This window comes from Bacillus sp. NPDC093026, from assembly GCF_044754665.1.
In the GTDB taxonomy this organism is placed as follows: Bacteria; Bacillota; Bacilli; order Bacillales; family Bacillaceae; genus Bacillus; species Bacillus maqinnsis.
Window position 1 is genome coordinate 937,932 of sequence record NZ_JBIVPN010000001.1, and the last position, 12,709, is coordinate 950,640.

General features: G+C 41.8%; 7 protein-coding genes, 16 tRNA genes and 2 rRNA genes. 4 read left to right on the forward strand and 21 right to left on the reverse strand.

Annotated elements, in window-relative coordinates:
- Positions 1-119 precede the first annotated feature (119 nt).
- Positions 120-2,063 (reverse strand): lipoteichoic acid synthase, encoded by a 1,944-nt coding sequence (ltaS, locus tag ACIQCE_RS04775; protein WP_400493801.1) that lies wholly within the window; start codon positions 2,061-2,063, stop codon positions 120-122.
- A gap of 555 nt (positions 2,064-2,618) precedes the next feature.
- Here ltaS and ACIQCE_RS04780 point away from each other — a divergent pair.
- The 4 genes from ACIQCE_RS04780 to ACIQCE_RS04795 all read left to right on the forward strand — a co-directional run bounded on the left by ACIQCE_RS04780 (position 2,619) and on the right by ACIQCE_RS04795 (position 5,055).
- Positions 2,619-2,888 (forward strand): hypothetical protein, encoded by a 270-nt coding sequence (locus ACIQCE_RS04780; protein ID WP_400493802.1) that lies wholly within the window; start codon positions 2,619-2,621, stop codon positions 2,886-2,888.
- A gap of 101 nt (positions 2,889-2,989) precedes the next feature.
- Positions 2,990-3,769 (forward strand): sporulation protein, encoded by a 780-nt coding sequence (locus ACIQCE_RS04785; protein WP_400493803.1) that lies wholly within the window; start codon positions 2,990-2,992, stop codon positions 3,767-3,769.
- A gap of 484 nt (positions 3,770-4,253) precedes the next feature.
- A complete protein-coding gene (locus ACIQCE_RS04790; protein ID WP_400493804.1) occupies positions 4,254-4,451 on the forward strand; it encodes a hypothetical protein in 198 nt (65 codons plus the stop codon).
- A 55-nt stretch (positions 4,452-4,506) separates the two neighbouring features.
- The gene (locus tag ACIQCE_RS04795) at positions 4,507-5,055 is read left to right on the forward strand and encodes a histidine phosphatase family protein (RefSeq protein WP_400493805.1); all 549 of its coding nucleotides are present in this window, start codon (positions 4,507-4,509) and stop codon (positions 5,053-5,055) included.
- 656 nt (positions 5,056-5,711) lie between these two features.
- Here ACIQCE_RS04795 and ACIQCE_RS04800 read toward each other — a convergent pair.
- The 20 genes from ACIQCE_RS04800 to ACIQCE_RS04895 all read right to left on the reverse strand — a co-directional run.
- On the reverse strand, positions 5,712-6,659 hold the full coding sequence (locus tag ACIQCE_RS04800) for a HaeIII family restriction endonuclease (RefSeq protein WP_400493806.1): 948 nt from the start codon (positions 6,657-6,659) through the stop codon (positions 5,712-5,714).
- Complete coding sequence (locus tag ACIQCE_RS04805; protein WP_400493807.1) at positions 6,659-7,618, reverse strand: DNA cytosine methyltransferase; 960 nt, start codon at positions 7,616-7,618, stop codon at positions 6,659-6,661. The genes ACIQCE_RS04800 and ACIQCE_RS04805 overlap by 1 nt, the downstream gene beginning before the upstream one ends.
- Before the next feature lie 851 nt (positions 7,619-8,469).
- Positions 8,470-8,551: transfer RNA gene (locus ACIQCE_RS04810), tRNA-Leu, on the reverse strand.
- A 37-nt stretch (positions 8,552-8,588) separates the two neighbouring features.
- A tRNA-Leu gene (locus tag ACIQCE_RS04815) sits at positions 8,589-8,677 on the reverse strand.
- Between the two features lie 14 nt (positions 8,678-8,691).
- Positions 8,692-8,762: transfer RNA gene (locus tag ACIQCE_RS04820), tRNA-Cys, on the reverse strand.
- Positions 8,763-8,767: 5 nt separating this feature from the next.
- A tRNA-Gly gene (locus ACIQCE_RS04825) sits at positions 8,768-8,842 on the reverse strand.
- Positions 8,843-8,849: 7 nt separating this feature from the next.
- A tRNA-Gln gene (locus ACIQCE_RS04830) sits at positions 8,850-8,921 on the reverse strand.
- A 9-nt stretch (positions 8,922-8,930) separates the two neighbouring features.
- Positions 8,931-9,006: transfer RNA gene (locus ACIQCE_RS04835), tRNA-His, on the reverse strand.
- Positions 9,007-9,030: 24 nt separating this feature from the next.
- Positions 9,031-9,104 (reverse strand) — tRNA-Trp (locus tag ACIQCE_RS04840).
- Positions 9,105-9,116: 12 nt separating this feature from the next.
- Positions 9,117-9,201, reverse strand: a tRNA-Tyr gene (locus ACIQCE_RS04845).
- A gap of 15 nt (positions 9,202-9,216) precedes the next feature.
- Positions 9,217-9,289 (reverse strand) — tRNA-Thr (locus tag ACIQCE_RS04850).
- A gap of 6 nt (positions 9,290-9,295) precedes the next feature.
- Positions 9,296-9,371 (reverse strand) — tRNA-Phe (locus ACIQCE_RS04855).
- 16 nt (positions 9,372-9,387) lie between these two features.
- Positions 9,388-9,464: transfer RNA gene (locus ACIQCE_RS04860), tRNA-Asp, on the reverse strand.
- Between the two features lie 20 nt (positions 9,465-9,484).
- A tRNA-Met gene (locus tag ACIQCE_RS04865) sits at positions 9,485-9,561 on the reverse strand.
- Positions 9,562-9,574: 13 nt separating this feature from the next.
- A tRNA-Val gene (locus ACIQCE_RS04870) sits at positions 9,575-9,650 on the reverse strand.
- Positions 9,651-9,682: 32 nt separating this feature from the next.
- A tRNA-Glu gene (locus ACIQCE_RS04875) sits at positions 9,683-9,757 on the reverse strand.
- Positions 9,758-9,777: 20 nt separating this feature from the next.
- Positions 9,778-9,868 (reverse strand) — tRNA-Ser (locus ACIQCE_RS04880).
- 4 nt (positions 9,869-9,872) lie between these two features.
- Positions 9,873-9,947: transfer RNA gene (locus ACIQCE_RS04885), tRNA-Asn, on the reverse strand.
- A 9-nt stretch (positions 9,948-9,956) separates the two neighbouring features.
- Positions 9,957-10,072: ribosomal RNA gene (rrf, locus tag ACIQCE_RS04890) — 5S ribosomal RNA — on the reverse strand.
- Positions 10,073-10,181: 109 nt separating this feature from the next.
- Positions 10,182-12,709 (reverse strand): 23S ribosomal RNA (locus tag ACIQCE_RS04895); the annotation flags it as partial.

Here is a 12,709-nt window from a genome sequence, read left to right on the forward strand (position 1 = left end):
TGCCAATTGATGATCACCGTTAAAGCTTGTTTCCTCCCTAAATATAAACATATTTTGTCAACAAATCAAGATGTAAGAGATAAAAAGACAAGCACTTTATGTGCTTGCCCAATAGTCAGTTAATTGGCAGAAGAATCCGCTGTTTTCTCTTTGTTTGTATTACCATAGAAATAATCAGATGGATTAACTGGTTTAAAATCAGACAGTTTATGGAATCGAAGCAGATCCCTGTAAAGCACTTTATCTGATAAGCTTAACTGATTATCAACCCGGGCTTTAATGGCCTCTGTCTTTTTATTTTGTTTCACAACCTTGCCAGTTTTCGTGTCATAGACCGTATTATCAACAAGAGTGTATTTCGGTGTGACATAGTTTCCGTTACGGAACGCAACCGTATCATCATGCTGTTTAGAGAATAAATCTGTCCCAAAATTCACAAACTCGTTTGAGTCAATGCCTTGCAAGTGAAGAAGCGTCGGCATCACGTCCACCTCACCACCAAAGGTATGATTCACGCCTCCCTTTTTGCCAGGAATACGAATCATCAGCGGTACACGCTGGTTTTGTGCATTTTGATATGGTGTAATTTCTTTACCTTGAATCTCACTCATAGCACGGTTATGATTTTCAGAAATACCATTATGATCACCATATAACAAAATGACAGAGTCTTTATACAAACCTGATTTTTTCAAGTCCTTGAAAAATTGCTCTAACGACTCATCCAAATATCTTGCAGTTTGGAAGTAATTATCCACTGTTTTATCGCCAGTTGTTGCTTTTGCAATTGTGGCATCTTTTTCGTCTAAATTAAATGGATAGTGATTTGTAAGTGTCATTAAATGCGCATAAAATGGTTTTTTCATTGATTTTAACAACGGGATTGATTCTTTAAAGAACGGCTTATCCTTTAGCCCCATATTCACAAGGTTTTCTTCATCCATGTTGTAATAAGAGGCATCGAAGAATTGATCAATTCCCATATGCTTGTAAATCGTATCACGATTCCAGAAAGATTTATAATCCCCGTGGAGCACTGCACTTGTATAGCCTGCTTTTTGATCCAAGATGGCAGGAAGTGATTGATACGTATTTTCACCTTTTGTCACAAATGCCGCACCTTCTGGCAAACCAAACATACTATTATCCATCATCAGCTCAGCATCTGATGTTTTCCCTTGACCTGTCTGATGAAAGAAGTTATCAAAATACGTAAAATCATCTTTTCCATGAGCCAGCTTATTTAGAAATGGTGTTACTTCTTCTCCATTTAATTTGTAGTCAATTAAGAACGACTGAAAGCTTTCTAAATGGATTTTAATGATATTTTTTCCTTTTGCCTTGCCAAAATACTCTGCATTTGGTTTAGCATAATGAGACGTCGTATAGTTCACAACATCTGTTAAATCATCACTACTCGCATTTGCGACCTGCGTCGCATTTTGCGCAGTTTGCACACCGTCATAAATCGCATAATTGTAAATACCTAAATACTTTACAATATACTTATGATCAAATGTTCTTGTTAATAATTCTGGACGATCCTTCTCAGCTAAGTGAAGATTCACAAAGAATAGCCCAACGCCTGCTGCAACAACAAGCAATGCAAACGTCTTTTTCATTTGGAAATTCTTAATTTCCGGTCTACGGATGACAATGGCAATTAAGATCAAGATATCAAGGAAGTACAAAATGTCATGCGGCTTAATACTTGCTAACACACCGCCAGTCATACCTCCCCCAAGATTTCCTGCTTGCTTCATTGTCGGGAAAGTCAAAAAGTCATCAAAGAAACGATAATACGCTACATTTGCATATAAAAGTGCGGACATAATAAAATCAATAACAATCAAAACAATAGCAGATTTACGCCCCTTGAAAAAGAGAGCCAGTCCCAAAAACACAATGGCTGAACTTAATGGATTTAATAAGAGAAGCCACTCTTGAAAAGAACCTTTTACCCCTAAATTGAAGTTCAGTTTATAGGCTGCGTACGATTTTGCCCAAAACAAAAGGACAGCCAAGACAAAAAAGCTATATTTGTTCGCAATTATTTTTTTCATAAAACCTCTTCTTTCTGATTATCAATCTGATATAAATGAAATCATAAAAAATTTACATTCATTTTGCAAATGTAAATCTTCTTCACCAAGCTTTCCACTACCCCTATTAAGCCGGACAAGTGTGCTCCTTTAATATAACGGATTACACGCAGAATAAGTTTCAAAAAATATTGAGTAAATAAATTGATAAAAAATATCCGTTTACATTAAACTTACGCAAACTTCATATTTGATTGAGTGATGATCGTTTTGTAAATCACTCAGTATTACTTTACTTTTTTCATCTAACTGTGTCAAAGTAATTATAAAGAAAAGGAAGAATCACCTAGGTTTTCGACTTATTTATCTACATTTATACAAAATTCGAATCAAATGGTTTTAAATCCTTCACTCCTTTATTGTGACTCAATATCCCCTGAGTCATGTATCCCCACTCTCTTTCAAACAAACCTCAAAAACAATTTCAAACAAAAAGCTTGATGTTCAAAATAAATGAAACCTTTTATCTTATTAAGCGTTACTAATAATATGAAAAAAATGAAAGGAGTAGATAAAATGGGATTGATTTTAGATATGTTAACTTTTGCTGTGTACCTCCCTTTTTTACAAGTAGATGAAGAAGATAGATCAAGAAATGCAAAACATCTCAAAAAATATATCTGGTTTCAAGACTTATTGAGTCATAAAGAGTATAGGAATCTGATCATTCACCATAAAGATGTTCGTCAAGTGATCGGCCGATTTAAAACCGATAAGCTTGATAAAAAACACTACAACACAAAATGTGAACGTGAGTTAAATAAAGCACTGCTCCGTGCCAAGTAATGAATATAAAAAAAGAATTGAAGACCATATAAAATTGGTTAAATAAAATGAACAACTCTTTCTCTGTAGTTGTATTTGACGATAAAAGGGGGCAACCTATCGTGTTTTTGAAGCGAATGGCTGCAAAAATTGGAATTGGCGCTGCAAAAATTGATACAGTCCTTGAAAAGGCAGTTTATCAACCTGGAGACACAGTAAAAGGAACAGTAACCATCAAAGGTGGAAACATTGACCAAGAAACGAAATTTGTAAAAATCAAAGTTGTTCAGCGTTATGACATTGAGCAAGATGACGATCAAGTAACCAAATATACAAATATCGTCGTCCACCACGTAACAGATGCTTTTACCATTAAAGCAAACGAAACATATAATTTTCCATTTGCATTCCATCTACCGCTAGATACACCAGTTACAATGGGCAAGACGACCACTGAACTTGTCACAGACTTAGACCTACAAGGAGCAATCGACAAAGCCGATTATGATCCCATTCAAGTGACAGTACATCCTTGGATATCTCAAATTCTGAAAGCCATTGATATTCTTGGTTTTGACCTAATAGAAGTCGATTGTAAGGATGCCAGAAACTTAAAGCGCCGTCTTCCTTTTATACAAGAATTCGAATTTGTTCCAGTCACTGGTCCATTTTATGGATTACTTGATGAACTTGAAGTCATGTTTTTTATAAATGAAAAAGGCGTAGAAATGCATGTTGAAATTGATCGCAAAGCAAGAGGAATTATGGGGTGGCTTGACGAAATGATTACCGAAGGAGAAAGAAATGCTGCCATTCGTTTTGAAGGAGATCAACTAATTGGAGATATTGACTGGATAGCCGATGAACTCGAAATATTCATCTCACAATATGGAGATTTATAATATAAAAAGAGCCTAGCTATATCAAGTGTATCCCAAATAGACACAGCCCTAAAAGTTGCAGGTGCTTTTCTTTTGGCTAAAATTACAAGTGAGCACACAATCAATGCGGTAAAACGCTACTTAAATGGATGTGGAGTTTGCTTAAGGCAAAACGACAAGGCATGAGTCTGGTTCAATACCGAACTCATGCTTCAATCGCTCTGTAATAAGAACCCTTGTCTCATCTCTTTGTTTTAGTTAAACTGACGAACCTGCTTCTCTTCTTTCATGATACTACTGCCACTAAATCAAACAAAACTCCCCACACCAAATCATATGAATCATGAAATTAAATCCTATCGGTGATGTTGATGATCGTATTGAACCAGACTTCAAAGCGACAAACGATGCGGGTATTAAATGTTTCAAGAAAAAATTGACGCTTTGACAACTTACTCGTATATTATGTATAAATCCATCTCTTTCTTATAAAAGGAGGCCTCTCATGTGTTTGTTTAAAAGCTGGAGAAAGAAACAGAACAAACAGCCGACCCTTGCCGAACAACAAGAATCTAGCATCCCTGTTAACTTTTCCACACTTCCCTTTGGCACTGACACCGTAGATGATTTTTTATTCAATTTAGACCTTACATCCAAGCTCACAGATCCCTATAAAGAAACAGATGTGAATAAACTGAACTAGAACTTTATCAATCCATGACTTTTTATACTCAATGAATGGAAGAAAGGCGGATTAAATGAAAACATATTATTTCATCAGACATTGTCAAGCAAGTGGACAATCCGAAGAAGCGACTTTAACGCAGCAAGGAATCGTTCAATCACAAGCCCTTGCTCAGCTCTTTTCCGATATCCATCTCAATCAGATCATTTCAAGTCCCTCCAAAAGAGCAGTACAATCCATTGAGCCACTTGCTCATGAAAAACAACTCAAGATTCACATCGATAACCGTCTCTCTGAACGCGTGTTAAGTAGCAAAATACTTGATGATTGGTATGAAAAACTAAAACTTAGTTTTATCGATATGAATATCGTCTTTGAAGGCGGTGAATCAAGCCAAGATGCCATGTATCGCATTGTAGAGGCACTTCATGAACAAATAGACTCAGGAGAAGATCACACCCTCTTTGTCACACACGGCAATATCATGAGCTTGCTTCTCAAACACTTTGATTCAACAATAGGCTTTAAAGAATGGAAAAATCTAAGCAATCCAGATGTGTATGTTTTGAAATACCACAGCGCTGACCATGCGAAAATAGAGCGTATGTGGAATGCCACATAGAAAACAACAGAGTCGATTCTGTCGTTTTCTCGTCACATTGCACTTACTGACGTAAAAGTCTCGACCTATTCATACGCTTCCTCACGTTCCATGCACCATTTCATAAATCCGTTTGTCTCGGTTTACTGAAATTTAATTCGCTAAAAGTTGAGAAGAGTAGACTGATGCCATTTAAAATATGTACTTGTCCTATCGAGACTTTATGGTACTCTTTCATCATATACATGAGGAAGTATATATAGGTGAACAATCGTCCGATCAAGAACTGATTTAATGACCTTGAGAATTTATTAATTCTTACACAAGATGATAAATAAGACTCACCGATCACACGCTGTTCTTGACTGCAAAGCTCTTGTGCTCTCAGTAAGTAATAGCAGAATGCAGTCCTTACCCCTGTTTGAAAAACAACCCTTGCAAACGATAAAGTCTAGCATCTATTGGCTCAAGTTCCTCCACTCCTGAAAAATCGAAATCACCACACCATTTTTCAACGGGAAAACGCACACAAAATCCTATAATCAAACTGCTCCATCCGATTAAACAGTCACAAATGCTGTTGTTTATCAGAATCACTTGTCTTCATATTTTCCTATTTCACCTGTCTCATCATATGTATACAAGTTGCAGAGTCCATTAAGGACTCCCTTATATTATTACCAGCCTAAAGTCTGTCTGAATAGGTTTGGTGGTAATCCTACGAGTTGAACATCAAGTTTTAATGATCCTTCAACTCTGGAACTAGCATTATGAATACGAGCAGAAATTGTCCATCCTTCATCAAGAACAATTAAAATCGTGTTATTTGACCTAGGCTTAAAATGAATATGATAAAATCTTGTTGGTAGTCTGAGTTGCTGCATTCTTAGAGTTGGTCTTACACCATGAGATCCCTGATTCAATGTTCCTAGTAAGTTGAAACCTTGAAGCTCAGTTGTTCTGCGACCAGTTTTTACAATCGCCTTGTAAAAATCATGTCGTCCCAATAAGTACATTAATAATCTTTGAGGGATCTGATCAGGATAAATCCCATCTAGTCTCCATAATTCATCTATTAACGCATTAAGGACGGGTACATAATATCGAGTAGCCTTATCAGGAATCTGATTCCATAACATACCTTGCCTTTTTAAATTACTAAGCTCGTTAAAGATTGGTACTACCTGGCGGAAATAATCAGCTGTTGAATTATAACCAAACCAGGATTCACCTATATCAATTGTTGCTGATAAACGTGAATGCTTAAGAGCAGCATGATTATTCTTACAAGATATTCCTATCTCCCAACCTTCAGTATTCCTAACAGCTAGCACATCCCGAACATCACCAGCTTGACCTGCTGAATCTGGTAATATTGAAAGCTGTAAAGTTCCATTGCCATTAGTTAAACGTGGCTCTAATTGAAGAATAGTATTAATCCCTGCGTCCGCACCTTCGCTCATTTTCTGTTGTGTTATTTGTGGAAGTGATAAATAAGCATTATGGGCTGTTTCTAACTGTGGCGAACCAATTACTTTCACATTAGCTCGTTCATTTAAAGATTGATCTAGGGATTGCAAAAATGCAAACTCTAAGGCCTTTCCATTTACTGTTTGACTTGCCATTAAATCACTACCTTCGTTTTCTCTCGTTCTAAGGCTTTCTCGAGTGCTTCGGCAAATTTGTATCCAACGGCTTCAGCAAGTTTCGGCGGAACAGCATTTCCAATCTGCTTATACTTACTCGTTAAATCCCCTTCAAATACAAGAGATTCTGGAAATGTTTGAACAGCCGCAGCTTCCTGCCAGCTGAAACGTCTTGTTTCTCCTTCACCAAATTTCCATAAGTCTCTTTCAAGTTTAGTCATGTCTGGTGAGCTTGGGTGTAGTGTTACTTGTTTAGCCATAGCTGGAATAGTATAACTCACTTGGTCCCAATCACGTTTTCTGTTTCGGCTCATGTATCTTGATGAATATGGAGCCTGGCAAATATCATCTTGATTTGGCTTAGGGAAATGTCCGATAGCCTCTCTTAGCGTAATTCGACCAGTAGGTTCAGGAAATTCAAATCCTTTATCAATATCTTGTCGAATTCCAACTAGAATTACTCGTTCACGGTCCTGAGGAACTTTATAATCAGCGGCATTAAGAAGTTTATGATATAGGTTATATCCTTTTGAGCTGAAGTCTTCGATAATCTTCTCTAATATCAAGCCATCACCCATTGTCATAAGTCCTTTAACATTCTCAGCTAAAAAGCCGATTGGTTGCTTCGCTTCTATTACTCTACAAAGTTCTAAGTATAATTTGTTTCGCACATCAAGCACTTGACGTGGACCAGCTGCCGAGAACCCCTGGCACGGGAAACCTCCAGTTACAATATTTATGTCGTCAGGAATATCATCTGAACTTATATTTTCAATTTTGCCGGGTACTACTATTGCGTCAGACCACTTCGAAAAAGTCTTACAAGCATCCTTGTCGATATCATTGGCAAAGACTGTCTGGAATTTCCCGGTTGCTTCCAATCCTATGTCTAGCCCACCAGCCCCACAAAATAAAGAAGCAACTTTAAATTTTCTCATATTCTCCACCTCATAAATTGTATTATACTTTGTTTTCTTTGCTTGTCCAAGAACTTAAAATTGGAATATTATTGATTTTGCCCAAAAAACAGAACTTATGTTCCTATTTTACTATAAGACGGGTACCAAAGTACAAATAAAAAGAAGTGTTCCTCAATATTTTTCAATAAAGCATTTTTACAAGTGAATGAATAAAAAAGGGAGCCTTAAGGCTCCCTTTTTTATTTAAATATAAGAACGTGTACGCACAACCTCGGAACAAATCAGAATACAAAACAATCAATCTTGTGTGTCCTCGGATATATTACTTCGAGTCCATTTTTATTCCCTAAACTTTGCTCAATGTTGTACTAAAAAATTTCAATTCGCCTCATTGAGCCATACGTTTTTTATACTGAATTTTTAAAAACGCTTAACTACTTTGAAGTAGACTAAGTTGTAATTTCATCCTCATTAAGATAATCCATTATCATTATCATTGAATACTGTTTCTTTTTATGAGTGTACATTTGAAAAATACTTCTAACAGTTTTAGCATGATGTTGAAATTTCAATATTTCTACTAACGAGCTTATATCCCATCGCATGGACGACTTCCCAAGCTGAACACAATTCTGATTCAGCTTTTGTACTGCCACTCAGTAAATTTATGCCGTCTACGTGTTTCAATTAATAATAATTCATCTTTTTTAACAAATGAATCGTTTCTTTCATGTAAATATATTCTTGTTATTTACACAAAAACGAACATGATAAGCGAACACAACAAAAAAAGATTGTATCCCAGTTTTAAAAACCTAAGTATAATCTTTTTAACTGTTGTTATATCCATATTTCTGACTAAAAAATGATACCGGTGGCCGGGGTCGAACCGGCACTCCGTGAGGAACACGATTTTGAGTCGTGCGCGTCTGCCAATTCCGCCACACCGGCATGATAATTATAGAGCGCAACTTATATAAAAAATAATTGGTGCCGAGGGCCGGACTTGAACCGGCACGGTAGTCACCTACCGCAGGATTTTAAGTCCTGTGTGTCTGCCAATTCCACCACCCCGGCAGTCTTTTCAAAAAAGGCGACACCCGGATTTGAACCGGGGATAAAGGTTTTGCAGACCTCTGCCTTACCACTTGGCTATGCCGCCATCATTGGAGCGGAAGACGGGATTCGAACCCGCGACCCCCACCTTGGCAAGGTGGTGTTCTACCACTGAACTACTTCCGCATATAAACTGGGCTAGCTGGATTCGAACCAACGCATGACGGAGTCAAAGTCCGTTGCCTTACCGCTTGGCTATAGCCCAATGATAAAATGGGGCGATTGATGGGAATCGAACCCACGAATGCCAGAGCCACAATCTGGTGCGTTAACCACTTCGCCACAACCGCCATAGATGCTATGAATCATTTAATTGGCAGGGGCAGTAGGAATCGAACCCACACCGGAGGTTTTGGAGACCTCTGTTCTACCTTTAAACTATGCCCCTATGAAAATAAAATGGTGGAGGGGGACGGATTCGAACCGCCGAACCCGGAGGGAGCGGATTTACAGTCCGCCGCGTTTAGCCACTTCGCTACCCCTCCACATTTGAAAAACAGTGCCGGCAAGAGGACTTGAACCCCCAACCTACTGATTACAAGTCAGTTGCTCTACCAATTGAGCTACACCGGCAAATAGTGGTGGCTCGGGACGGAATCGAACCGCCGACACACGGATTTTCAGTCCGTTGCTCTACCAACTGAGCTACCGAGCCAATATCATCTTAAAAATGGCGGTCCGGACGGGACTCGAACCCGCGACCTCCTGCGTGACAGGCAGGCATTCTAACCAACTGAACTACCGGACCATTTTAACATCATCATTATTTGGTTGCGGGAGCAGGATTTGAACCTGCGACCTTCGGGTTATGAGCCCGACGAGCTACCGAACTGCTCCACCCCGCGACGATATAAAATATGGTGGAGGATGACGGGCTCGAACCGCCGACCCTCTGCTTGTAAGGCAGATGCTCTCCCAGCTGAGCTAATCCTCCAAATAAAATGCTGGTTTATACTTTATGATAATTGGTGACCCGTACGGGATTCGAACCCGTGTTACCGCCGTGAAAGGGCGGTGTCTTAACCGCTTGACCAACGGGCCCTTTATGTATATGTAACTTGTGGCGGAGAGCAAGGGATTCGAACCCTTGAGACGGGGTTACCGCCTACACGATTTCCAATCGTGCTCCTTCGGCCACTCGGACAGCTCTCCAAATTGGCTCCGCAGGTAGGATTCGAACCTACGACCGATCGGTTAACAGCCGATAGCTCTACCACTGAGCTACTGCGGAATGAAGAAAGTCTGGCGATGTCCTACTCTCACAGGGGGAGACCCCCAACTACCATCGGCGCTGAAGAGCTTAACTTCCGTGTTCGGTATGGGAACGGGTGTGACCTCTTCGCCATCATCACCAGACAATTTAGTGACAAAAGATATTATACTATGTATTCAAAATAAATCAAGAGATATCTTTAAAAAATATTCTCTCAAAACTAGATAACAATGTTCATGCTTCACATAAGAATAGGTTAAGTCCTCGATCGATTAGTATCTGTCAGCTCCACGTGTCACCACGCTTCCACCTCAGACCTATCAACCTGATCATCTTTCAGGGATCTTACTTCCTTGCGGAATGGGAAATCTCATCTTGAGGGGGGCTTCATGCTTAGATGCTTTCAGCACTTATCCCGTCCGCACATAGCTACCCAGCGATGCCCTTGGCAGAACAACTGGTACACCAGCGGTGCGTCCATCCCGGTCCTCTCGTACTAAGGACAGCTCCTCTCAAATTTCCTGCGCCCGCGACGGATAGGGACCGAACTGTCTCACGACGTTCTGAACCCAGCTCGCGTACCGCTTTAATGGGCGAACAGCCCAACCCTTGGGACCGACTACAGCCCCAGGATGCGATGAGCCGACATCGAGGTGCCAAACCTCCCCGTCGATGTGGACTCTTGGGGGAGATAAGCCTGTTATCCCCGGGGTAGCTTTTATCCGTTGAGCGATGGCCCTTCCATGCGGAACCACCGGATCACTAAGCCCGACTTTCGTCCCTGCTCGACTTGTAGGTCTCGCAGTCAAGCTCCCTTGTGCCTTTACACTCTACGAATGATTTCCAACCATTCTGAGGGAACCTTTGGGCGCCTCCGTTACATTTTAGGAGGCGACCGCCCCAGTCAAACTGCCCACCTGACACTGTCTCCCTGCCCGTTAAGGGCAGCGGGTTAGAAGGTCAATACAGCCAGGGTAGTATCCCACCGATGCCTCCACCGAAGCTGGCGCTCCGGTTTCCAAGGCTCCTACCTATCCTGTACAAGCTGTACCAACATTCAATATCAGGCTGCAGTAAAGCTCCACGGGGTCTTTCCGTCCTGTCGCGGGTAACCTGCATCTTCACAGGTACTATAATTTCACCGAGTCTCTCGTTGAGACAGTGCCCAGATCGTTGCGCCTTTCGTGCGGGTCGGAACTTACCCGACAAGGAATTTCGCTACCTTAGGACCGTTATAGTTACGGCCGCCGTTTACTGGGGCTTCAATTCGCACCTTCGCTTACGCTAAGCGCTCCTCTTAACCTTCCAGCACCGGGCAGGCGTCAGCCCCTATACTTCGCCTTACGGCTTCGCAGAGACCTGTGTTTTTGCTAAACAGTCGCCTGGGCCTATTCACTGCGGCTTCTCGGGGCTTTAACACCCTAAGAAGCACCCCTTCTCCCGAAGTTACGGGGTCATTTTGCCGAGTTCCTTAACGAGAGTTCTCTCGATCACCTTAGGATTCTCTCCTCGCCTACCTGTGTCGGTTTGCGGTACGGGCACCTCTCACCTCGCTAGAGGCTTTTCTTGGCAGTGTGGAATCAGGAACTTCGCTACTAAATTTCGCTCGCCATCACAGCTCAGCCTTTTCGGGAAACGGATTTGCCTATTTCCCAGCCTAACTGCTTGGACGCGGATATCCATTACCGCGCTTACCCTATCCTCCTGCGTCCCCCCATTGCTCAAATGGTGAGGAGGTGGTACAGGAATATCAACCTGTTGTCCATCGCCTACGCCTTTCGGCCTCGGCTTAGGTCCCGACTGACCCTGAGCGGACGAGCCTTCCTCAGGAAACCTTAGGCATTCGGTGGACGGGATTCTCACCCGTCTTTCGCTACTCATACCGGCATTCTCACTTCTAAGCGCTCCACCAGTCCTTCCGGTCTGGCTTCTCTGCCCTTAGAACGCTCTCCTACCACTGTTCGTTAGAACAGTCCGCAGCTTCGGTGATACGTTTAGCCCCGGTACATTTTCGGCGCAGAGTCACTCGACCAGTGAGCTATTACGCACTCTTTAAATGGTGGCTGCTTCTAAGCCAACATCCTGGTTGTCTAAGCAACTCCACATCCTTTTCCACTTAACGTATACTTTGGGACCTTAGCTGGCGGTCTGGGCTGTTTCCCTTTCGACTACGGATCTTATCACTCGCAGTCTGACTCCCAAGGATAAGTCATCGGCATTCGGAGTTTGACTGAATTCGGTAACCCGGTAGGGGCCCCTAGTCCAATCAGTGCTCTACCTCCGAGACTCTTACCTTGAGGCTAGCCCTAAAGCTATTTCGGAGAGAACCAGCTATCTCCAGGTTCGATTGGCATTTCACCCCTACCCACACCTCATCCCCGCACTTTTCAACGTGCGTGGGTTCGGGCCTCCATTCAGTGTTACCTGAACTTCACCCTGGACATGGGTAGATCACCTGGTTTCGGGTCTACGACCACGTACTCTTGCGCCCTATTCAGACTCGCTTTCGCTGCGGCTCCGCATCTTCTGCTTAACCTTGCACGGGATCGTAACTCGCCGGTTCATTCTACAAAAGGCACGCCATCACCCGTTAACGGGCTCTGACTACTTGTAGGCACACGGTTTCAGGATCTATTTCACTCCCCTTCCGGGGTGCTTTTCACCTTTCCCTCACGGTACTGGTTCACTATCGGTCACTAGGGAGTATTTAGCCTTGGGAGATGGTCCTCCCGGATTCCGACGGAATTTCACGTGTTCCGCCGTACTCAGGATCCACTCTG